This is a genomic window from Actinophytocola xinjiangensis (assembly GCF_001921215.1).
Taxonomy (GTDB): domain Bacteria; phylum Actinomycetota; class Actinomycetes; order Mycobacteriales; family Pseudonocardiaceae; genus Actinophytocola; species Actinophytocola xinjiangensis.
Genome location: NZ_MSIF01000003.1, coordinates 364492 through 386299, shown reverse-complemented (window position 1 = coordinate 386299; position 21808 = coordinate 364492). Strand labels below are relative to the sequence as shown.

General features: G+C 72.2%; 19 protein-coding genes. 9 read left to right on the top strand and 10 right to left on the bottom strand.

Features of this window, described 5'->3' with window-relative positions; genetic code table 11:
* Positions 1-15 precede the first annotated feature (15 nt).
* Positions 16-456: a hypothetical protein gene (locus BLA60_RS09515; protein WP_075132410.1), complete on the top strand. Its 441-nt coding sequence runs from the start codon at positions 16-18 to the stop codon at positions 454-456.
* Here BLA60_RS09515 and BLA60_RS09510 read toward each other — a convergent pair.
* The 5 genes from BLA60_RS09510 to BLA60_RS09490 form a co-directional block, all read right to left on the bottom strand.
* Positions 453-1310: a phosphatidylinositol-specific phospholipase C/glycerophosphodiester phosphodiesterase family protein gene (locus BLA60_RS09510; RefSeq protein WP_084734775.1), complete on the bottom strand. Its 858-nt coding sequence runs from the start codon at positions 1308-1310 to the stop codon at positions 453-455. The two genes, BLA60_RS09515 and BLA60_RS09510, sit on opposite strands and share 4 nt — an antisense overlap.
* Positions 1311-1410: 100 nt before the next feature.
* Positions 1411-2091 carry an anti-sigma factor gene (locus BLA60_RS09505; RefSeq protein WP_075132409.1) on the bottom strand — a complete coding sequence of 227 codons (681 nt, stop codon included), beginning with the start codon at positions 2089-2091 and terminating at the stop codon, positions 1411-1413.
* Positions 2088-2633 (bottom strand): sigma-70 family RNA polymerase sigma factor, encoded by a 546-nt coding sequence (locus tag BLA60_RS09500; protein ID WP_211288660.1) that lies wholly within the window; start codon positions 2631-2633, stop codon positions 2088-2090. Before BLA60_RS09500 ends, BLA60_RS09505 begins: the two co-directional genes overlap by 4 nt.
* Before the next feature lie 156 nt (positions 2634-2789).
* On the bottom strand, positions 2790-3416 hold the full coding sequence (locus BLA60_RS09495; RefSeq protein ID WP_281257429.1) for a response regulator: 627 nt from the start codon (positions 3414-3416) through the stop codon (positions 2790-2792).
* Between the two features lie 16 nt (positions 3417-3432).
* Positions 3433-4584: a sensor histidine kinase gene (locus tag BLA60_RS09490; protein ID WP_075132406.1), complete on the bottom strand. Its 1152-nt coding sequence runs from the start codon at positions 4582-4584 to the stop codon at positions 3433-3435.
* 101 nt (positions 4585-4685) lie between these two features.
* Between BLA60_RS09490 and BLA60_RS09485 the strand changes: the two genes are divergently transcribed.
* The 3 genes from BLA60_RS09485 to BLA60_RS09475 are packed head-to-tail and all read left to right on the top strand — an operon-like array spanning position 4686 to position 6792.
* Positions 4686-5576: an ABC transporter ATP-binding protein gene (locus tag BLA60_RS09485; protein WP_075132405.1), complete on the top strand. Its 891-nt coding sequence runs from the start codon at positions 4686-4688 to the stop codon at positions 5574-5576.
* Positions 5573-6343 carry a hypothetical protein gene (locus tag BLA60_RS09480; RefSeq protein WP_075132404.1) on the top strand — a complete coding sequence of 257 codons (771 nt, stop codon included), beginning with the start codon at positions 5573-5575 and terminating at the stop codon, positions 6341-6343. The genes BLA60_RS09485 and BLA60_RS09480 overlap by 4 nt, the downstream gene beginning before the upstream one ends.
* Before the next feature lie 32 nt (positions 6344-6375).
* Complete coding sequence (locus BLA60_RS09475; RefSeq protein WP_075132403.1) at positions 6376-6792, top strand: OsmC family protein; 417 nt, start codon at positions 6376-6378, stop codon at positions 6790-6792.
* A 3-nt stretch (positions 6793-6795) separates the two neighbouring features.
* Here the strand turns inward: BLA60_RS09475 and BLA60_RS09470 are convergent, their stop codons facing one another.
* Entirely contained in the window at positions 6796-7695 is a 900-nt protein-coding gene (locus BLA60_RS09470; RefSeq protein WP_075132402.1) for an ATP-grasp domain-containing protein, read from the bottom strand.
* 216 nt (positions 7696-7911) lie between these two features.
* On the opposite strand from BLA60_RS09470, the gene BLA60_RS09465 reads away from it, so the two are divergent.
* The 4 genes from BLA60_RS09465 (at position 7912) to BLA60_RS09450 (ending at position 14701) form a co-directional block, all read left to right on the top strand.
* Entirely contained in the window at positions 7912-9804 is a 1893-nt protein-coding gene (locus tag BLA60_RS09465) for an elongation factor G (protein ID WP_075132401.1), read from the top strand.
* Positions 9805-9903: 99 nt separating this feature from the next.
* Positions 9904-11142, top strand: coding sequence for an SGNH/GDSL hydrolase family protein (locus tag BLA60_RS09460; protein WP_211288659.1), 1239 nt, complete (start codon positions 9904-9906; stop codon positions 11140-11142).
* Between the two features lie 178 nt (positions 11143-11320).
* Positions 11321-12133 carry a nitroreductase/quinone reductase family protein gene (locus BLA60_RS09455; protein ID WP_075132399.1) on the top strand — a complete coding sequence of 271 codons (813 nt, stop codon included), beginning with the start codon at positions 11321-11323 and terminating at the stop codon, positions 12131-12133.
* 99 nt (positions 12134-12232) lie between these two features.
* Positions 12233-14701 carry a PQQ-dependent sugar dehydrogenase gene (locus BLA60_RS09450; RefSeq protein WP_075132398.1) on the top strand — a complete coding sequence of 823 codons (2469 nt, stop codon included), beginning with the start codon at positions 12233-12235 and terminating at the stop codon, positions 14699-14701.
* On the opposite strand, the gene yjfF is transcribed toward BLA60_RS09450, so the two are convergent.
* The 4 genes from yjfF to BLA60_RS09430 are packed head-to-tail and all read right to left on the bottom strand — an operon-like array spanning position 14655 to position 19114.
* Positions 14655-15632 (bottom strand): galactofuranose ABC transporter, permease protein YjfF, encoded by a 978-nt coding sequence (yjfF, locus tag BLA60_RS09445; protein ID WP_075132397.1) that lies wholly within the window; start codon positions 15630-15632, stop codon positions 14655-14657. The two genes, BLA60_RS09450 and yjfF, sit on opposite strands and share 47 nt — an antisense overlap.
* A complete protein-coding gene (locus BLA60_RS09440) occupies positions 15629-16603 on the bottom strand; it encodes an ABC transporter permease (protein ID WP_075132396.1) in 975 nt (324 codons plus the stop codon). The genes yjfF and BLA60_RS09440 overlap by 4 nt, the downstream gene beginning before the upstream one ends.
* Positions 16600-18150, bottom strand: a complete 1551-nt coding sequence (locus BLA60_RS09435) for a sugar ABC transporter ATP-binding protein (protein WP_075132395.1) — start codon at positions 18148-18150, stop codon at positions 16600-16602. The genes BLA60_RS09440 and BLA60_RS09435 overlap by 4 nt, the downstream gene beginning before the upstream one ends.
* Positions 18151-18154: 4 nt before the next feature.
* Entirely contained in the window at positions 18155-19114 is a 960-nt protein-coding gene (locus BLA60_RS09430; RefSeq protein ID WP_075132394.1) for an ABC transporter substrate-binding protein, read from the bottom strand.
* A gap of 173 nt (positions 19115-19287) precedes the next feature.
* Between BLA60_RS09430 and BLA60_RS09425 the strand changes: the two genes are divergently transcribed.
* Complete coding sequence (locus BLA60_RS09425) at positions 19288-21786, top strand: alpha-L-arabinofuranosidase C-terminal domain-containing protein (RefSeq protein ID WP_075132393.1); 2499 nt, start codon at positions 19288-19290, stop codon at positions 21784-21786.
* Positions 21787-21808 lie beyond the last annotated feature (22 nt).

Below are 21808 nucleotides of genomic sequence, written 5' to 3'. Positions count from 1 at the left end.
ACAGGATGCGCCCCCATGGGTGTCCTGTTCGACTACTTCGCCGCCGCCTCCGACGACCTGGCGGCGACCGCCATCGAGGCCGGTCCGGTGGCCGTGCCCCTGCCCGCCCTCCAGGCGAAGGGCATCGACCCGATCATCAACGTTGGCACGCTGGAGTCACTGCTCACCGGCGTCGACTACGACACCGTGACCACCGACCCGCGCTGGGGCAAGGACCTGGCCATGCTCGACGACGGCGAGCGTCTGGTGATCAGCCTGACCGCCGGCGTCCAGGCCGCGCTCGCCGGCGCCGACGAGGCACGGCTGCGCGAGGTCGCGGGGCCGTGGTCGCACACTGAGGAACTGGAGGGCTGGTCCGACGCCTCCGACCTCGCCGAGGTCCTCCTGGAGCTGGCCACCCTCGCCCGGGAGGCTACCGAACGGGGCGACCAGCTCTACTGCTGGGTCTGCGTCTAGGACCCGTTCGCGCGCAGGAACTCCGCGAGTCCGGCGAGGTCGTCGGTGTTGAGGTGGTCGACGTCGGCCGCCACCAGCTCCCGCCACACCGCGTAGCGCGCCGCGCCCGGCTGGTCGGGCGTGGCCCAGAACCGCACCCGCTGACCGGCGTCGTGCGCGGTCGCCACGATCTCCCGCAGCCGGGCACGCTCCGCCGCCGGCATCTCACCGATCCCGTTCCAGGAGAACAGGGTCGTCCAGTTGTCCGACACCAGCGGGGTCAGCGTCGCCGACGAGCCGGGGCCGAGGTCGTCGGGGTTGGCGATCCGGCCGTCGTAGAAGGCGAGCCGGTCGCGCTGGGCGGCCATCGTCGCCCTCGGCCGGTTGCCCGACACCACGGCCGTCACCGGGCCGCGCCACACCCTCTCGTACCGGAACGCCGTCCACAGGAACCGGTACCTCGGGGTGCGCAGTTCGGCGTCCAGCGCGGCGTAGGTCGACTCGCCCTCGGTCTTGAGGTCGATCAGCAGCTGGAAGTCGACCGGCCTTCCCCGGTAGATCCCACCGCTCAACACCAGGCGCCGCAACGGTTCCAGGTACAGCGAGCGCAGCGTCCTGGCCGGGTCGAGGTCCTCGGGGTCGTGGGCGACCAGCAGTTCACCGTCCACCAGGTAGAGGTCGGCCTCCACGCTGGTGAACCCGTTGGCCAGCGCGTCGAACAGCGGCCGGTCGTGCTCGTAGTCGTTGTGCGCGTGGGCCTTCGCCAGTGGGCGCACCCGGTCGCCGGACCCGGGGGACGCGGTGGCCGGCAGCGCGCCGGCCACCAGGCCGAGCAGGGTCAGCAACAGGAACAGGGATCGGGGCAGGGCCCGCACGGCTACCTCCAACGCGTCGGGGGAATCCTTGACCAACGCTAGGGCACGGTGGTGAATCCCCGGCACCGCCGAGTTGTCCGAACAGGGCCGGGCAGAAGGATCAGAGGGGGACGCGGACCATCGTGCGGCCGTCCAGGGTGTCCACCCGCACCTCCTTGACCTGGCCCGGCGGGATCAGCGCCGTACCCTCCAACGGCAGGCCCTCGGCCGCGCCCTTGTCCGACACCACCCAACTGCCGGCCACCAGCGGGTCGCCCTCGCGCGGAACCACCACCAGCTCGCACTTCTCGCCGGCCGGCACGCCGTCGACGAACGCGTTCACCCACACCCAGCCGGCCCTCGGCTCGACCTGGACCCGCATCGACGCGCCGGTCGTCTGGTCGGTCGCCTCGGCGCTGATCGTGCCGGCCGGCAGCGCGGTCGCCGGCTCCGGCGCGGTCGCCCGGCCGATCACGATGCCACCGCCCAGCGCCACGGCGGCGACCACCGCCGCCGCGACGGCGATCAGCCCACCCCGGCGGCGCGGCGCGGGCGTCTCCTCGGCGCGGACCCGGCGAAGGGTGTTGCGCAGCAGCAGGTCGCCGCCGTCGGGCGGGCCGTCCAGGAACGCCTCCGGCGGCACCTGGTCGAGCGCGGCCCGCAGGTCGACGAACTCCGCCAGCTCGCGCTGGCACTCCTGGCAGGTCGAGACGTGGGCGTGGACCGCGCGTTCCTCCGCCGGGTCGAGCGCGCCCAGCGCGTAGGCGCCGAGAACCGAGCGGTCGTGTTCGACCGAGCTCATCGCGGCACCTCCCCGGGTTGGCCCAGTGTCGCCCGCAGCGCCCGGACAGCGTGGTACGACCTCGATTTCACCGTACCCGGGGCGATCCCCAGCACGGCCGCCGTCTCGTTGACCGTGCGGCCCCGGTAGTACAGCTCCACGAGCACCGCGCGGTGGTCGGGGGACAGGCGGTCCATGGCGCCCAGCACGGTCATCGCGTTGACCACGTCGTCGGCGTGGTCGCGCTGCGCGGCCGGTGCCTCGATCTCCTGGTTCACCTCGGTCGGGCGCACGGCCCGTGCCCGCGCCCGGTCGGTGATGATGTTGCGTGCCACGGTGAGCAGCCAGCCGCGCACCGAGCCGACGTTGTCGCGCAGGTCGTCGGCGTGCTTCCACGCCCGCAGCAGGGTTTCCTGGACGACGTCCTCGGCGGCGGCGCGGTCGTTGGTGAGCCGGATGGCGTAGGCCAGCAGACTGCGGCCGTGCTCGGAGTAGAGCGAGCGAACCAGTTCCTCGCCGGGCACCTGCCTGGCTCGGCGGGCTCGCCGGCCGGTTATCGCCACGCTTGCCATCACCTGCTCAGAGACGTGTTCGCGATGTCGCGGGGCCGCGCGCGGGAGCCAGGCACAGCGCGGATCGAGAACGAGACTACTGGACATGGTCGGGCTCACAACCATGACACGTGTACGGGGCCGGCACGGTTCACGCGCGCGGCGAATTCACGCCCCGGCGTCGCGCGCCAGCAGCGCCACCTCGACACGGTTGGCGCAGTCCAGCTTGGTGAGCAGGCGGCTCACATAGGTCTTGATCGTGGTCTCGCTCATGCCGGCGCGCCGGCCGATCTCCGCGTTGGACAGCCCCTCGGCCACCAGCGCGGCGATCTGGGCCTCCCTCGGCGAGAGCGCCGCCAGCCGGGCGCCCGCCTCGGCCCGCCGCCCGGCCGCCGGGCCGACCAGGCCGAGCACCAGCCGGGTCACCTCGGGGGACAGGAACGCGTCACCGGCGTTGGCCGCGCGCACGGCCGTGATCAGCTCGTCGGGCGTGCAGTGCTTGAGGACGAACCCGGCCGCGCCGCCGGCCAGCGCCGCCAGCACGTTCGGCTCGGTGCCGTACGAGGTGAGCATGACCGCCCTGGCCGAGGGCAGGACCCGGCGCAGCTCGCCGAGCGCGCCGAGACCGTCGAGCACCGGCATCGTGATGTCCAGCAGCACCACGTCCGGGCGGTGTTCCAGTGCGGCCCGGACGGCGGCCGAGCCGTCGGTGGCGGTGGCCACGACCGCCAGGTCACCGGCGGACTCCAGCACGGTCCGCACGCCGGTGGCGATCAGCGGCTCGTCGTCGGCGATCAGGACGCGGATCAGCTCAGCTCACCCCGGTCAGCATGGTCGCCGGCAGCAGCACCAGCAGCGCGGCGCCGGTGACCACGCCCAGCGCGGTGGCCCGCACCCGGCCGATCTCCGGTTCCGCCGGGCGCGGCCGGGCCGTGGGCAGCAACGCCACCAGCCGGAACCGGCCGCCGGAGGCGCTGTGGTCGAGGAACCCGCCGGCCGGCTCGACCCGCTCCCGCAGCCCGGCCAGCCCGTGCCCGGCGCCGGCGCCGGGACGCTCGCCCAGCGGGTTGGTCACGGTGAGCACCAGGGCGTCGGGTTCCCAGTCCAGCCGCACGGTCACCGGCCGGCCGGGGGCGTGTTTGGCGGCGTTGGTCAGGCCCTCCTCGATCACCCGGTAGGCGGCGGCGTCGGCCGCCGGGGCCAACGGGCGGGCCTGGCCACCGGCGGACACGGTCACCGGGACGCCGGCCGCGCGGAACTCGCCGGCGAGCGCGTCGGCCGACGCCAGACCAGGACCCGGCTCGCCGACGGTGCCGCGCAGCGAGCCGATCAGCTCGTACAGCTCGCCCACCGCCGCGCGGGTGGCGTCGGCCAGGGACTCGACGGCCGCGCGCTGGGCGGCCGGCAGCCCACCCACCTCCAGCGCGGCGGCCTGCACGGAGACCAGGCTCAGCCGCCGGCCGAGCGAGTCGTGCATGTCCCTGGCGATCCGCAGCCGCTCGCGCAGCTGCTCCCGGTCGGCCAGCAGCTCGCGTTCCCGGCGCAGCTGGTCGTTGCGGGCCTCCAGTGCCGCCACCAGCCGCCGCTGCTGGGCCAGGTAGCGCCCGACCAGCAGCGGGAGCGCCACGAACACCAGGCACGCGCCGATGGTCTCCGGCACCGACCGCAGGACGACGGTCACCGCGACCCAGCCGGCGACCGCGCCGGCCACCACCGCGGTGTCCCGGCGCGTGGCCGTCGCCAGCCCGGTGCGGTAGGCGACCCAGATCAGCAGCGGGTAGGAGCCGCCGGTGAGCGCGGCCAGGCCCAGCGCCGCGGCGAACGCCACCGGCCTGCCCCGGCCGGTGAACGCCAGCAGCGCGGCGGCCGGCGCGTAGCCGAGCAGGGCGACGGGTGGGTGCGTCGCGGCGAAGAGGATGACGTCGGCCAGCAGCACGGCTGCCGCGGCGAGCTGTCGGCCCATGGGTGCAGGTTACGGGTCGGCCTTCCGGTCGACTTTCGTCGACCGGATCCGCGACTTTCGAGGACGGCGCCGGCCACCCGCGCCGGCCTAGCGTTCGCCGGGTGATCGAAGTGGACGGGCTCAGCAAACGGTACGGCTCGACGGTCGCGGTGGACGGCCTGTCGTTCACCGTGCGGCCGGGGCGGGTGACCGGGTTCCTCGGCCCCAACGGCGCCGGCAAGTCGACGACCATGCGGATGATGATCGGCCTCGACCGGCCCAGCGGCGGATCGGTGCGCATCGACGGCCGCCACTACCGCGACCTCGACCGGCCGCTGCGGCGGGTCGGCGCGCTGCTGGAGGCACGCTCCACGCATCCGGGGCGCGGCGCGCGGGCGCACCTGCGCTGGCTGGCCCAGACCAACGGCCTGCCGGCCTCGCGTGTCGGCGAGGTGCTGGAGCAGGTCGGGCTCACCGCGGCGGCCGGCCGCCGCGCCGGGGGTTTCTCGCTCGGCATGGCCCAGCGGTTGGGCCTGGCGGCCGCGCTGCTGGGCGACCCGCCGGTGCTGCTGCTCGACGAGCCGGTCAACGGGCTCGACCCGGAGGGCATCGTGTGGCTGCGGTCGCTGGTCAGGGACCTGGCCGCGCAGGGCCGCACGGTGCTGGTGTCCAGCCACCTGATGGCCGAGATGGCGCTGACCGCCGAGCACCTGGTGGTGATCTCCCGTGGGCGGCTGCTGGCCGACACCACGGTCGCCGAGTTCGTCGCCGAGCACGCCGGCTCGCACGTGCGGATCACCACCCCGGACGCCGCGCGGCTGCGCCAGGTCCTCGGCGCGGCCGGCGTCCGGGTCACCGACGCCGCCGACGGCGCCGTCGAGGCGCACGGCGTCGGAACCGAGCGGATCGGCGAACTGGTCGCGGCCAACGGGGTCGTGGTGCACGAGATCGGGATGCGTACGGCGTCCCTTGAGGAGGCGTTCATGCGGCTGACCGGCGGAGGCGAGCGGTGAGGGCGCTGCGCGCGGCCGTGCTGGCCGAGCTGACCAAGGCCAGGACGGTCCGCTCGACGTGGTGGAGCCTGGGGATCGCGGTGGTGCTCTCGATCGGCCTGTCGGGTCTGCTGTCGCTGTCGCTGCGGGACGCGCCGCTGGCCCCCGGCACGGTCTGGGACCCGGTGCGTTTCGGGTACTTCGGCGTGACGATCGGGCTGATCGTGCTGGTGGTGTTCGGGGTGCTGCTCGTGAGTACCGAGTTCACCACCGGCACGATCAGCGCCTCGCTGGCGGCGGTGCCGCGCCGCGGCGTGTTCCTGGGCGCCAAGGCACTCGCCGGGACGGCCATCGCGCTCGTCGTGTCGGTGGTGATCGGGTTCGGCGCGTTCCTGCTGGCCCAGCCGCTGCTCGGCGAGCGCGGGACCACGCTGGGCGAACCGGGGGTGCTGCGCGCGGTGCTCGGCGCGTGCACGTTCCTCACCCTGATGAGCGTGTTCGCCATGGGCCTGGCCGCGATCCTGCGCAGCACGCCGCTGTGCCTGGGCATCCTGATCCCGGTGCTGTTCCTCAACTCCCAGGGCCTGGCCAACCTGCCGGCCATCCGCGCGGTCACCCAGTTCCTGCCCGACCAGGTGGGCCTGGTGATGATGAGCGGCGTCGCCCAGCCGGCCGACGGGCTCGGGCACACCGACTTCGGGCCGGGCGCCGCGACGCTGATCCTGCTCGGCTGGGCGCTCGCCGCGCTGGCCGGCGGCTTCGTCGCGGTCCACCGCCGGGACGCCTGAGCTGGCGCGATCCCTGGGCTAGGGTCGGAATCATGGCTGAGGACACCTACAGGTCGGTACAGGTCGAGCGGGTCTCGACGATGCGTTACGTCGCGCGCAACGCGGCCGGCGCGACCCTGCCCATCGGCGGCGACGGCTTCACCCCGGTGGAGCTGCTGCTGGCGGCCATCGGCAGCTGCACGGCCATGGACGCGGACGTGGTGATCAGCCGCCGCACCGAGCCGGAGTCGTTCACCGTCACCGTCAGCGGCGACAAGATCTCCGACGACACCGGCAACCGGATGACCAACCTGGCGGTCACGTTCGACGTGCGGCTGCCGGAGGGGCCGGCGGGTGACCAGGCGCGCACGCTGCTGGCCCGCACGGTCAAGCTGTCCCACGACCGGCTGTGCACGGTCAGCCGTACGGTCGAGCTCGGCACCCCGGTCACCTCGACCGTCACCGACTGAGGCTCAGGTCGTCCGGACCGACTCGTCGAGCCGTTCCCGCAGGCTGATCAGGTCGGTGAGCACCGCCGCCGGGTTGCCGGCCCGCACGACGACCTCCGTGGGCAGGATCCGGCCGGGGCGGGGGAGCGTGGCCAGCACGACCTCGCCGTGCAGGTTCGGCAGCGCCGGGGCCAGCCGGGTTCTCGGCGTCTTCGGCGGCGGCACGTGCCAGTAGCCGGCGAAGCCGGCCCCGTCCGGCAGCGGGACCCCCGGCCGGCCGATGCCGGCCCGGATGTGTTCGGCCAGCAGGTCGACGCCGGTCGCGGCCCGGCACAGCGCCTGGCCGAGCGGCCCGGGCGGGTGGGCGGCGACGCTGAGCAGCACCGGCCCGGTGGCCAGGTCGAACAGCTCGACGTGGAACGCGCCGTCGGGCACCGGCACCCGCCGCACGGCGGCCTCCGCCGACGCGAACAGCGAGCCGGCCTCGGCCTCGTCGATGGTGACCGCGCCGGTGCCGGTGCCGACGGTGTGGTCGTAGCGGTTGCCCAGGCAGCGGGACGCGGTCGCGAACGTCACCCGGCCGTCGTGGGCCACCCCGTCGACGTGGCACACCTCGGCGTCGAGCCACTCGTCCTGGTCGACCTCGCCGGCCAGGGGGAGGTCGGTGGCCGAGGCGATCTCGTGCACGTCGGCCGGGGTCGGCCCGGGCAGGCCCAGCTGTTCCCGCAGCCGCGCGGCCGGCAGCACGGCGGCCGCGCCGAGCGCGACGACGGTGTCGGGCCGCGCGGGCAGCGAGTCGAGGTCGGCCGGGCCGAGCAGCCACGGGCCGCGTACCGGTAGGGCACCGGCGTCGATCAGGTACCGCGCGTGGCGGTGGTTGCGCTCGTTGTCGGTGAGCAGCAGTGTCCGCGATCGTTTCGCCATCTGGGCTCCCCTGCCGTGCGCGTGGTTCGGCCAAGGTTTGGGTCGCGGCGTCGAGGATCACTCGAAAGTGACTCGGAGACGGCTAATTCGGTTGCCGCGCCACGACGGCTCTGGTCTCGTTGCCGGGTCCCAGCGGCCGACCCGAGGAGTGCGGAGTGCGAGTCACGTTCATGTCCGACCAGGAAGAAAGGTTCACCCAACCCAAGGACATGACGGTTGCGCACACTCAATCTCGGGATCCTGGCCCATGTCGACGCCGGTAAGACCAGCCTGACCGAACGCCTGCTGCACGACGCGGGCGTCATCGACGAGGTCGGCCGGGTCGACGAGGGCACCACCCGCACCGACACGCTCGCGCTCGAACGACGCCGGGGCATCACCATCAAGTCTGCGGTGGTGTCGTTCCGGGTCGGCGACGTGACGGTCAACCTGATCGACACCCCCGGCCACCCGGACTTCGTCGCCGAGGTGGAGCGCGTGCTGGGCGTGCTCGACGGCGCCGTGCTGGTCGTCTCGGCCGTCGAGGGCGTGCAGGCGCGTACCCGCGTATTGATGAGAACCCTGCTGCGGCTGGGAATCCCGACACTGGTCTTCGTCAACAAGATCGACCGTGTCGGCGCGCGGGACACCGCGCTGCTCGCGGACATCGCCAAGCGGCTGACCGCGTCGATCGTGCCGATGGGCACGGTCGAGGGTCTGGGCACCCGGGCCGCCCGGTTCGTGCCGGGCGTGGACGAGGTCGCCGCCGCCGAGGTGCTCGCCGAGCACGACGACGCCCTGCTGGCCGACTACCTCGACGGCGGGGGAACCGGTCTGGTCGCCGGTTCGCTGGCCCGGCAGAGCCGGTGCGGCCTGGTGCACCCGGTCCACTTCGGCTCGGCGATGACCGGCGCCGGGGTGGCCGAGCTGGTGGCGGGTCTGGTGGACCTGCTGCCGGCCGGTGCCGGCGAGACGCACGGGCCGCCGTCGGGCACGGTGTTCAAGGTCGAGCGCGGCCCGGCGGGGGAGCGGATCGCCTACGTGCGGATGTTCTCCGGCACCGTGCGGGTCCGCGACCGGGTGCCGGTCGGCGCGACCGAGGCCCGGGTCACCGGTGTCGGCGTGTTCGACCAGGGCGAGGTCGTGCGGACCACCGAGGTCGGCGCCGGCCGGATCGGCCTGCTGTGGGGCCTGTCGGCCGTCCGGATCGGCGACACCATCGGGACCGCCACGATCACCGCCCCGCCCCGGTTCGCCCCGCCGGCCCTGGAGACCGTCGTGGTCCCGGTGGACCCGGCCGGCCGGTCGGCGCTGCACACGGCGCTGGCCCAGCTCGCCGAGCAGGACCCGCTGATCAACCTGCGCCAGGACGACGAGCGCGGCGAGATCGCGGTGTCGCTCTACGGCGAGGTGCAGAAGGAGGTCATCGGCGACACCCTCGCCGAGGAGTTCGGCATCGAGGTCACCTTCCGCGAGACCACGACCGTCCACATCGAACGCCCGGCCGGCACCGGTGAGGCGGTCGAGCTGATCGGTACCGACGAGAACCCGTTGCTGGCCACCGTCGGCCTGCGGGTCGAGCCGTCGGCCGGTGGGAACACCTTCCGGCTCGGGGTGGAGCTGGGGTCGATGCCGCCGGCGTTCTTCCGGGCGGTCGAGGAGTCGGTGACCGAGACGCTGCGCCACGGCCCGCACGGCTGGGCGGTGCTCGACTGCGCGGTCACCATGACCCGCTCCGGGTACTGGGCGCGGCAGAGCCACGCGCACGGCACGTTCGACAAGTCCATGTCCAGTACCGCCGGTGACTTCCGGGCACTGACCAGGGTCGTGCTGCTGCGGGCGTTGCGCGCGGCGGGGACGGTGGTGCACGAGCCGGTGCACCGGTTCTGGCTGGAGATCCCGGCCGACACCCTCGCCGGGGTGTTGCCGGTGCTCTCCCGGCTGCGGGCGGTGCCGCGCACGACCGAGCCGCGTGGCGCCAGCTGTGTGCTCACCGGTGACGTGCCGGTCGCGCTGGTGCACGCGCTCGAACGACGGCTGCCGGGGCTGACCCGGGGCGAGGGCGTGCTGGAGACGGTGTTCGACCATTACGCGCCGGTGCGCGGGCAGGTACCGACGTTCGGATCTTGACGGACACCCGGCGAGGTGGTCAGATCGATGTGAAATCTATTCACGTTCTGTCCTGGTAGGTCGGGAGGCCGTGAGATGTCCCTGCTCCGTCGATCACTGGTGACCGCAGCAGCCGCGGTCACCCTCGCCACCACCGCCGCGTTACCGGCGTCCGCCAACGAGTTCGAACCAGCCGCGCTACCCACGGCACTGCCCACCGCCGCCATCGCCATCGGCGACAGCTTCATCAGTGGGGAGGGCGGCGGCGACTACACCGCCGTCACCGACATCAACGGGACCGCCCAGGGCTTCCCCGGGTGGTCGGCACCCAACAACAACGCGTTCTTCTGCCACCGCTCGCCCAACGCCTCGCTGTTCCGGGCGTCGCTGCCGGGAATCCAGGCCAGGTTCAACCTCGCCTGCTCCGGCGGCCAGCCGCACGACATCGCCACCGCGTCGGCCAACCGGGACAAGGGCCGTCAGGTCGCCGCCCAGCTCGACCAGCTGCGGGCGGTCGCCGGCACCCACGACATCGACCTGGTGCTGGTCGGCCTCGGCTCCAACAACAGCTCGTTCACCTTCGGCGACGCGGCCTCGGTCTGCGCCAACAGGTTCATCGCCGACGCGTGGACCGGCTGGTGGGAGTTCTGGGCCGGCGACCCGCCGCAGGCGCCGTGCACCATCGACGACCTGGGCACCGCCGCCGAGTTCGCGGCGGCCACCACCGAGACCACCACGGCCCTGCGCGCGCTGCTGACCACGCTCGCCGAGGTCGACGCCGACGGGCAGCACCGCGTGGTGTTCCAGGACTACACCAACCCGCTGCCCACCGACTACGCCCAGCGCTACCACGAGGAGGACGGCCGGGCCGACAACCGCGACAAGTTCCGCGCCCTGGGCGCCGAGCGCTACGCCGCCGGCTGCCCGGCGCACCGGGCGAGCCTGGGCGCCGGTCACCTGTTCTCCCAGGGCCTCGGGGGGATCGTCTCCTCGGCGCACTCGTCGCTGTCGGCCGAGTTCCCCGGCGCGGACCTGGTGTACCTCAACGTGCAGCGGGCCTTCGACGGCGCGCGGCTGTGCGAGGCCGACGGCAGCCCGGACAACGCGCTCGCCACGCCGATCCGCCTGCAGGACGGGCCGAGTGGCACGTTCGTCACCAGCCTGTCCGGCAAGGACAAGATCGCCATCCAGCGGATCGCCAAGACCTGTGTCGACTACTTCCAGACCTGTCAGGAGTCCTGGCACCCGAACGCCAACGGCTACGGCGTACTCGGCCAGTGCCTGACCGGCGCGGCGTCGACCTCGGCACGGGCGGTGGCCTGCACCCGGGGCGGTGACGGCTCGATCAGCGTCGGATAGTCGTTTGACCAGGGGCGATCACGCCGCTATGGTCACCTTCGTGACTGCCGGGTCGGCCATGGGCCATTCACGAGTGAGGTTCCCGGTCACGGCGTGATCGCCCGGCGGGCTCGCGGCCCGCCGCCTCTCCACACCATCACCTGTCCTTCAAGCCAGACCATGATGATGTGGAGAACCATTGACGCACGACTTCAACCAGCAGGTCATCGACGAGTTCCGGGCCAACCACGGCCGGGTCGGCGGCTACTTCGAGAACTCCCGGCTGATCCTGCTCACCACCACCGGCGCCCGCAGCGGCGCCCCGCACACCGTCCCGCTCGGCTACCTGTCCGACGGCGACCGGCTCGTCGTCATCGGCTCGGCCGGTGGCGCGCCACGCCACCCGGCGTGGTTCCACAACCTCGTCGCCGACCCTGAGGTCACCGTCGACGACGGGGTGTTCACCTACCAGGCTCGGGCCACGGTCCTGGCCGGGGCGGAGCGCGACGAACTGTTCGCCCGCGCCGTCGAGGCCGACCCGGCCTGGGCCGACTACGAGACCAGGTCCTCGCGGACCCTGCCCGTGGTCGCGTTGACCGAGACCGGCGGCCGGGCGCAGCGGGCCACCTCGCCCGGCGACGGGCTCCTCCAGATCCACGACGCCTTCCGGCGTGAGCTGGCGACCATTCGCACGGAGTTCGCCGCCTCGGGCGGCAGCCTCGGTGTCCAGCTGCGGATCAACTGCCTGTCGGTGTGCCAGGGCCTGAACTTCCACCACGAGCGCGAGGACGACCACGTGTTCGTTCCGCTCGGCGACCGGTATCCGGAGCTGTCGCCGGTGATCGGGCGCCTGCGTGCCGAGCACGTGACGATCGCCGGTCTCGTCGAGGACCTGAAACAGGTCGTCACCACCGGATCGGGTGGTCTGGCGGAGGTCGATCGGCTCATCGGCGAGTTGGCGGCCCACCTCACCTACGAGGAGGAACAGCTCATCCCGCTGCTCGACGCCTGAGGCCGACGGTGGCCGGTCGGACACCGGCCGGCCACCGGCCGCGTTGACTTTCGCGAACCGGCTGCTTAGCTTGGCAAGGGCACCCTGCGGAGGTTCACCTTGTCGCGCAACGGCTCCGGACGCACCCTGCTCGCCGTCACCGCCCTCCTTCTGTCCACTGTGGTCACTGGAACGGCCACGGCGCACACCGACGAGCGGCACCCGCCGCCGGTCGCCGAACGGTTCGGAAAGGTCGTGCTCGCCGACTCCGACCTGACCCAGCCGATGCGGATCGCGGTCACCCCGGACGCGCGCGTGGTGTACATCGAACGCGACGGCCGGGTGAAGGTCTGGGACCCGGACACCCAGTCCTCCACCGTCGCCGGCACGGTCGCGGTGCGGGTCACCGGTGAGCTGGGTCTGGTCGGCCTCGCGCTCGCCCCCGACTTCGCCACCAGCGGGCACCTCTACCTGCACTACTCGCCGCCGGACTGGGACCAGCGGTTCGTCTCCCGCGTCTCCCGGTTCACCCTCACCCCGGGCAACGTCCTGGACCCGGCCAGCGAATCGCCGGTCATCGACATCCAGCACCCCATCGGCGTCCCCGGCTGGCACTCCGCCGGCGACCTGCTGATGACCCCCGACGGCCACCTGTTCATCGCCACCGGCGACAACTCCGAGTGCTGCGCCTCCGACGGGTTCCCGCCCACCGACGAGCGCCCCGGCCAGGCCGGCGGCGACGCCCAGCGGACCTCGGCCAACACCAACGACCTCAACGGCAAGATCCTGCGGATCACCCCGCGCCCGGCCGGCGGCTACGACATCCCGCCGGGCAACCTGTTCCCGCCGGGCACCGACCGGACCCGCCCCGAGATCTACGCGATGGGCTTCCGCAACCCGTTCACCCTCGGCGACTGGGATCCGGCGACCAAGACCCTCTGGATGGCCGACTACGGCCCCGACGCGGTGGTGGCCAACCCGGAGCGTGGCCCCGCCGGCCACGTCCGGGCGATGCTGATCCGCGAACCGGGCAACTACGGCTGGCCCTACTGCACGATGGACAACGTCGCCTACAACGACTGGAACTACGTCGAGGACCGGCCGGGCCCGTGGTTCGACTGCGCCGCCCCGGTGAACGACTCGCCGAACAACACCGGCCTGGTGAACCTGCCGCCGATCACCCCGGCGGACATCTACTACACCTACGAGAAGAGCCAGGACTACTTCCCGACGCTGTTCGGCGGCGGCGCGATGGCCGGCCCGCGCTACACCTACGACCCGGCGAACCCGTCGCCGACGAAGTTCCCGCGCTGGTTCGACCAGCGGCGTTTCCTCTACGACTGGACCACCGACTGGATCCAGACCCTGCCCGTCAACCACCACACCGGCGCCCCCGGCACGCTCACCGAGTTCCTGCCCGACGCCGAGTTCCGCAAGCCGATGGACCTGGAGTTCGGCCCGGACGGGTCGCTCTACGTGCTGGAGTACGGCAACGGCTGGGGGGACAGCAACGACGACTCCGGGCTCTACCGGATCGACTACGTCGAGGGCAACCGCGCGCCGCTGGTCTCCGTCGAGTCCTCAGTGGACTCCGGACCGCTGCCGCTGGCGGTCGACGTCGACGCCTCGGCCACCACCGACCCCGACGGCGACGCCCTGGCCTACTCCTGGGACTTCGACGGCGACGGCGTGCCGGACGCGACCGGCCCGACCGCGTCCTGGACCTACGACACCGCCGGCCAGCACACGCCGAGGGTCACCGTGACCGACGCGGCCGGTGCCGTCTCGGTCGGCAACCTGACGATCGTGGCCGGCAACACCCGGCCGGAGCTGGTGATCGAGTCGCCGGCCGACGGCGGCTTCGCCGAGTTCGGCGAGGACCTGCCGTTCCGGGTGCGCGCCACCGACCCCGAGGACGGACAGGTCGACTGCACGCGGATCCTGGTCACCTACCAGCTCGGCCACAACCAGCACGGTCACCCGCAGGGCGAGGCCCGCCCCGGCCCGGACTGCACCGGCGTGCTCAGCCCGGAGACCGACGCCGGGCACGGTTCGGACGCCTACGTCTTCCACGTCGTCGGCGCGTCCTACACCGACGGCGGGGGAGCGGCCGGCGCGCCGGCGCTCACCGGCTCGACCGACCTCGTGCTGCACCCGCGCGAGTACCAGGGCCGCAACTACCAGGACGGCGCCGGCGTCGGCCTGTACTTCGGGCAGCTGTTCGTGCCCGACCGGGGAAACTGGTTCTCCTTCCCCCGGATCAACCTGGCCGGCGTCGACAACCTGACGATGGAGTTCGCCACCCGGCAGGCCGGCGTCGACCTGACCGTGCGCGCCGGCTCCCCGACCGGACCGGTCGTCGCGTCCTTCCCCGACGTCCCGCACACCGGCTCGACCTCGCTCAACGACCGGGTCTACGAGTGGCTCACGGCCGAGGTGACCGACCCGGGCGCGACGCACGACCTGTACTTCGTCGCCGACTGGCCCGAGGGTACCCAGCCGGAGTTGTTCATTCGGTTCTTCCGTTTCCAGACCGGCGGGCTCACAGGTCCCGCTGCCGGTGCACGATCAGCCGCTGCAGGGCGATGAAGGCCAGCAGCAGCACACCGATCACGATCTTCGTCCACCACGAGCTGAGCGTCCCCTCGAACGAGATGATCGTCTGCACCGTGCCCAGCACCAGCACCCCGACCACCGAGCCGACCACGTAGCCGACGCCGCCGGACAGGAGCGTGCCGCCGACCACGACCGCGGCGATCGCGTCCAGCTCAAGACCGACGGCGTGCAGGCTGTAGCCGGAGAGCATGTAGAAGCTGAACAGCAGCCCGCCAAGCGCCGAGCAGAACCCGCTGATCACGTACACGCCGACCTTCACCCGACCGGTCGCCAGGCCCATCAGCGTCGCCGAGGACTCGCTGCCGCCCACCGCGTACACCGACCGGCCGAACCGGGTCAGGTGCAGCACGTACGCGGCGATCCCCACCACCGCCAGCGCGATCAGCACGCTGTAGGTGATCGTCACCTCGCCGGGCAGCTCGATCGTTTCGGTGGCCACCGCGCGGAACACCGGGTCCTTGATCGACAGCGACTCCTCGCTGATCACGAAGCACAGTCCTCTGGCCAGGAACATCCCGGCCAGGGTCGCGATGAACGGCTGCACCCGCAGCTTGTGGATCATCAGCCCCATGCCGAGCCCGAGCACCGAACCGGTGCCCAGTACGGCCAGGATCGTCAGCCACGCCGGCCAGCCGGCCCGCAGCGTCGCCGCCGCGATCATCGTGGCCAGCGCGACCACCGCGCCGACCGACAGGTCGATGCCGCCGGTCAGGATGACGAAGGTCATGCCCACCGCCAGCACGACGAGAAAGGCGTTGTCGATGAACAGGTTCGCCACGATCTGCCCGGAGGCGAACCCCTCGTAGCGCACCGACCCGGCGCCGAAGGTCAGTACGAACACCACGAACGTGGCGATCACCGGCAGGAACCGGGACGGCACGCGCGGCACGGCGAGCGCGGTCACGATCCGACCACCTCCGGTTCCCGGCGCGGCACGGGTGCTCCGCGTGGCGCCTGGAGCAGGCACACCACGATCACCACGGCCGCCTTGAACACCAGCGTCGCCGTCGGCGGCACCCCGATCGTGTAGACGGTGGTCGTCAGGGTCTGGATCGTCAGCGCGCCCAGCAGGGTCCCCAGCAGCGAGTACCGGCCGCCGGTGAGCAGCGTGCCGCCGATGACCACGGCCAGGATGGCGTCCATCTCGATCCACAGCCCGGCGTTGTTGGCGTCGGCGGCGTTGACGTTCGAGCTGATCATCAGCCCGGCGATCCCGGCGCACAGCGCGGCGAACACGTAGACCGTCCAGATGATCGTGCGCGCCCGGACCCCGGCCAGGCGGCTGGCCTCCGGGTTCACCCCGACCGACTCGATCAGCATGCCCAGCGCGGTGCGCCGGGTGACCAGCGCGACGCCGCCCAGCACGGCCAGGCTGATCAGGATCGCCACCGGCAGCACCACGAAGCCTGCGCCGACCTGGCGGAACACGTCGTCGTCGACGGTGACGATCTGCCCCTCGGTCAACAGCATCGCCACGCCCCGCCCGGCGATCATCAGCACCAGCGTCGCGATGATCGGTTGGATGCCGAGCACCGCGACCAGGAAACCGTTCCACAGTCCCAGAACCGCGCACACCAGCAGCGCCAGCACCATCCCGGTGACCGCGTCGCCGCCCCCGGCCAGGTGCGTGCACGCCACCGCGCCGGCGATCGCCGCCACCGCCCCCACCGACAGGTCGATCCCCCGGGTGGCGATGACCAGCGTCATGCCCAGCGCGATCAGCACGGTCGGCGCGCCGTTGCGCAGGACGTCGACCAGGCTCCCGAACAGGTGCCCGTCGCGGATCCGCAGCTCGAAGAACGACGGCGTCACCACGAGGTTGAGCACCAGCAACGCCACCAGCGCCAGCGCCGGCCACAGCAACCGCCGGTTCACCGGCCACCCACCTCCGCCGTCGTGCGGCCGCTGGCGATCAGCTCCAGCACCTCGTCGACCCCGGCCCCCGCGCCGGACAGCTCCGCGACCTTGTGCCGGTCGCGCAGCACGACGATCCGGTCGCTGATCCGCACGACCTCCTCCAGCTCGGCCGACACGAACAGCACCGCCATGCCCTCGGCGGCGAGGTCGGCGATCACCCGCTGGAGCTGGGCCTTCGCGCCGACGTCGATGCCCCGGGTCGGCTCGTCGAGGATCAGCAGCCTGGGCCGGGTGATCAGCCAGCGGGCCAGCAGCACCTTCTGCTGGTTGCCGCCGGAGAGGGTGGCGACGACCGCGTCCGGGTCGGCCGGGCGGATGTCCAGCCGCTCGACGTAGGTCGCCACCAGCTCGTCGGCGGTGCGCCGGGGGACCTGTCTGGCCCAGCCACGTGCCGCCTGCAACGCGAGGATCATGTTGTCCCGCACGGTCAGGTCGGTGACCAGCCCCTCGGCCTTGCGGTCCTCCGAGGAGAACGCGATACCCCTGGCGATCGCCGCCCTCGGGGAGCGCAGCCGCAGCGGCCGGCCGTCGAGCAGCAGCCGGCCGGTGTCGGCCCGGTCCGCGCCGAACAACAGCCGGGCCAGCTCGGTGCGTCCCGACCCGAGCAGCCCGGCCAGCCCCACCACCTCACCGGCGTGCAGGTCCAGGTCGAACGGGGCGATCGCGCCGGTGCGGCCAAGGCCCTGCGCGCGCAGCAGGGGGGTGGGCGCGGCGTGCCGGTCACCGGTGCGCCGCTCCACCTCCGCCAGCGCCCCCAGCTCCCGGCCGATCATCGCCGACACCAGCTCGATCCTGGTCAGTCGCGCGGTGTCGTACTCGCCGACGCGGGATCCGTTGCGCAGCACGGTGACCCGGTCGGAGATCGCGAACACCTGCTCCAGGAAGTGCGTGACGAACAGGACCGCGACCCCGTCGTCACGCAGTACCCGGATGATCCGGAACAGCTCGTCGACCTCGTCGGTGTCGAGGCTGGAGGTCGGCTCGTCGAGGATCAGCACCCGCGCGTCGACCGCGACCGCGCGGGCGATCGCCACCAGCTGCCGGATGGCGATCGGGTGGTTGCCCAGCGCCGAGGCGGGGTCGATCGTCAGACCCATCCGCCCCAGCAGCCGGGCCGCCCGCGCGCGCATCGCCCGACCGTTGATCGCGCCGAGGCGCCGCGGTTCCCGGCCGAGCAGGATGTTCTCCGCGACCGACAGGTTCGGGCACAGGTTGACCTCCTGGTACACCGTGCTGATCCCGGCGGCCTGCGCCTGCGCGGGACCGGTGAACGACACCGGCGCGCCGTCGAGGGTGATCCGCCCGGCGGAGGGCGCGTGCACCCCGGTCAGCGCCTTGATGAGGGTGGACTTGCCGGCGCCGTTCTCGCCCATCAGCGCGTGCACCTCGCCCGGGAACAGCCGGAAGTCCACCTCCCGCAACGCCTTCACGCCGGGGAACTCGACGCTCATGCCCCGCAGGTCGACCAGCGGTTGCGGCTGGGCCGCGGTCAGTGGTTCGGTCATGCGCTCAGTACTGCCGGTCGGGCAGCGCGGCCTTGGCCTGTTCCTGGGTGAAGGTGCCCTCCTCGGTGACCACCCTGGCCGGCACCTCCTCACCGGCGACGACCTTCTTCGCCAGGTCCATGAGCTGCTCGCCGAGCAGCGGGTTGCACTCGACGATGAAGTTGATCTCGCCGGCGGCCAGCGCCTCCATACCGGCCTTCACCGCGTCCACCGTGATGATCGTGATGTCCTTGCCGGGCACCTTGCCGGCCGCGCGGATCGCCTCGATGGCGCCAAGGCCCATGTCGTCGTTGTGCGCGTAGACGACGTCGATGTCCGGTGTGGACCGCAGGAACGCCTCCATCACCTGCTTGCCGCCGGAGCGGGTGAAGTCGCCGGTCTGCGAGGCGACGATCTCGATGTCCGGCCGGGAGGCGATGACCTCCTCGAAGCCCTTCTTGCGGTCGATGGCCGGTGCCGCGCCGGTGGTGCCCTGCAGTTCGACGACCTTCTGCGCGCCGGTCGTGTTGTCCAGCAGCCACTGGGCGGCCTTGTTGCCCTCCTCGACGAAGTCCGAGCCGAGGAACGTCTCGTACAGCGAGGTGTCCTCGGAGTCGATCGCGCGGTCGGTGAGGATGACCGGGATGTTGGCGCGTTTGGCCTCCAGCAGAACGGTGTCCCAGCCGGTCTCCACCACCGGACTGAACGCGATCACGTCGACCTTCTGCTGGACGTAGGAACGGATCGCCTTGATCTGGTTCTCCTGCTTCTGTTGCGCGTCGGAGAACTTGAGGTCGATGCCGGCCGCCTTCGCCGCCTCCTGGACGGACTTGGTGTTCGCCGTCCGCCAGCCGCTCTCGGCGCCGACCTGGGCGAACCCCATGGTGATCGTGCCGTCGTCGCCGGCGGCGTCGTCACCGCCGCCCGCACCGCACGCGGCCAGTAGCAGGATCGAGGAGACCGCGACCGTGATCTTCTTCAGCACCTTTGCTCTTCCTCCGTGTTGACGGTGGGTGACCCATGTCACTGGGCCACTAGAGTGAACGCTCACAGTTCTCCCGTCAAGCCTGAAGTTCTGAGCCGTCGCGCGATTGACACCTTTCGTTGACGCGTTCTATGTTAACGCTCACTTCTTCGGTTGGCGGCGAGGAGCACGCGATGTCCCGAACCAGGCCTCTGCTGGCGGCCGCGCTCGCCGCGAGTCTGATCACCGGTCTGCCCGCCGCCGGGCCCGCCACCGGGCAGAGCGCCGACACCGACTACACCGTCACCGTCGACGCCACCGGCTCCGGCGCGGCGATCCCCGACAACCTGTACGGCGTCTTCTTCGAGGACATCAACAGCGCCGCCGACGGCGGGCTCTACGCGGAGCTGGTGGTGAACCGCTCCTTCGAGTACGACACCGCCGACAACGCCGCCTACACCCCGCTCACCGGCTGGACCGCGCTCGGCGGCAACCCCCGGGTCGTCGACGACGCCGGCCGGCTCCACGAGCGCAACCGCCGCTACCTGCTGCTGGACCTGCCCGGCGGGGTCGCCAACGCCGGCTACAACACGGGCATCCCGCTCGCCAGGGGCCAGCGCTACGACCTGTCCGTCCACGCCCGCACCACCGGCGCGGCCACCCCGCTCACCGTGTCGCTGACCGACGCCGCCGGCGCCGCGCTCACCGCCCCGCTGCGGCTCACCGTGCGCGGTACCGGCTGGGCGGAGTACACCGGCACGCTCACCGCCCGCGCCGCGACCACCACCGGCCGCCTGAGGGTCAGCGCCGGGGGCACCGGCACGCTGGCGCTGGACATGGTCTCGCTGTTCCCCCGGGACACCTTCCTCGGCCGTCCCAACGGGATGCGCCGGGACCTCGCCGAGAAGATCGCCGCACTGCGCCCGGGTTTCGTGCGCTTCCCCGGCGGCTGCCTGGTCAACACCGGCAGCCACTACGGCTACGAGGCGCCGGACTGGGAGCGCCGCCGCTCCTACCAGTGGAAGGACACCATCGGCCCGGTCGAGCAGCGCGCGACCAACGCGAACTTCTGGGGCTACAACCAGTCCTACGGCCTGGGCTACCACGAGTACTTCCAGTTCGCCGAGGACATCGGCGCGATGCCGCTGCCGGTGGTGCCGGCCCTGGTCACCGGCTGCGGCCAGAACCGCGCCACCGACGACCCGGCCCTGCTGCGCCGCCACATCCAGGACACCCTCGACCTGATCGAGTTCGCCAACGGCCCGGTCGACTCCCCGTGGGGCGCGCGCCGCGCCGCGATGGGTCACCCGAGGCCCTTCGGCCTGACCCACCTCGCGGTCGGCAACGAGGAGAACCTGCCCGACGAGTACTTCGCCCGCTTCACCCAGTTCCGCGCGGCGATCCAGGCGCGCTACCCGGAGATCACGGTGGTCGGCAACTCCGGGCCGGACGACACCGGGGCGACGTTCGACCGCCTCTGGCAGCTCAACCGTGACGCCGGGGTGGCGATGGTCGACGAGCACTACTACAACAGCCCCGGCTGGTTCCTGGAGAACAACGAGCGCTACGACGACTACGACCGCGCCGGCCCGAAGGTGTTCCTCGGCGAGTACGCCTCGCAGGACAACCGTTTCCGCAACGCGCTGGCCGAGGCGGCGTACCTGACCGGCATCGAACGCAACGCCGACGTCGTGTCGCTGGCGTCCTACGCGCCGCTGCTGGCCAACGAGGACCACGTGCAGTGGCGCCCGGACCTGATCTGGTTCAACAACCACGCCTCCTGGGGCTCGGCCAGCTACGAGGTGCAGAAGCTGTTCATGACCAACACCGGCGACCGGGTGGTGCCCAGCGAGGCGACCGGCACACCGTCCACGCTGGAACCGATCACCGGCGCCGTCGGACTGTCCACCTGGGCCACCTCGGCCGCCTACGACGACGTCCGGGTGACCTCGGCGCGGGGCGACGAACTGTTCGCCGACGACTTCTCCGGCACGGCCGAGCGCTGGACCCCGATCGCCGGTCAGGGCGACTGGTCGGTCGTCGACGGCCGCTACGTCCAGTCCGACGCCGTCGCCGAGAACACCCTGGTCTCGGCCGGTGACCCGTCCTGGCGGGACTACGACCTGGACGTCCGCGCCACCAAGCTCTCCGGCCGCGAGGGGTTCCTGGTCGCGTTCGGCGTGCGCGACACCGGCAACTTCTACTGGTGGAACCTGGGCGGCTGGAACAACACCCAGTCGGCCGTGGAGAAGGCCCAGGGCGGAGCCAAGTCCACCCTGCTGTCCGACACGACGACGGTCGAGACCGGCCGGACCTACGACCTGCGGGTCGAGGTCCGCGGCCGCCACGTGACCCTGTACCTGGACGGCACCCTGTGGGGCGAGTTCACCGACGACGCCGTGGCCGAGCCGTTCCGCCAGGTCGTCACCCGTGACGAGGCGACCGGTGAGCTGATCCTGAAGGTCGTCAACGCCCAGGACGAGCCAGCGTCCACCACCGTCCACCTGCCCGGGGTCGCGGTGGAGCCCCGGGCCAGGCTGACGACCCTCCAGGGTGATCCCGACGACGTGAACACCCAGCACGCCACCCCCATCGCCGCCCGCGAGTCGGAGCTGGTGGTGGCGGAGACGTTCACCCACACGTTCCCCGCGAACTCGGTGACGTTCGTGCGGATCGGGACGCGCCGAACGTGAGCGTGTCGCGGTCCGATTCCGC

Excerpts from the sequence above, each read along its gene's own strand:
- BLA60_RS09435 (WP_075132395.1), bottom strand. The coding sequence starts at position 18,150 with ATGACCGAACCACTGACCGCGGCCCAGCCGCAACCGCTGGTCGACCTG.
- BLA60_RS09425 (WP_075132393.1), top strand. The coding sequence starts at position 19,288 with ATGTCCCGAACCAGGCCTCTGCTGGCGGCCGCGCTCGCCGCGAGTCTG.
- BLA60_RS09475 (WP_075132403.1), top strand. The coding sequence starts at position 6,376 with ATGGCTGAGGACACCTACAGGTCGGTACAGGTCGAGCGGGTCTCGACG.
- BLA60_RS09505 (WP_075132409.1), bottom strand. The coding sequence starts at position 2,091 with ATGAGCTCGGTCGAACACGACCGCTCGGTTCTCGGCGCCTACGCGCTG.
- BLA60_RS09490 (WP_075132406.1), bottom strand. The coding sequence starts at position 4,584 with ATGGGCCGACAGCTCGCCGCGGCAGCCGTGCTGCTGGCCGACGTCATC.
- BLA60_RS09470 (WP_075132402.1), bottom strand. The coding sequence starts at position 7,695 with ATGGCGAAACGATCGCGGACACTGCTGCTCACCGACAACGAGCGCAAC.
- BLA60_RS09515 (WP_075132410.1), top strand. The coding sequence starts at position 16 with ATGGGTGTCCTGTTCGACTACTTCGCCGCCGCCTCCGACGACCTGGCG.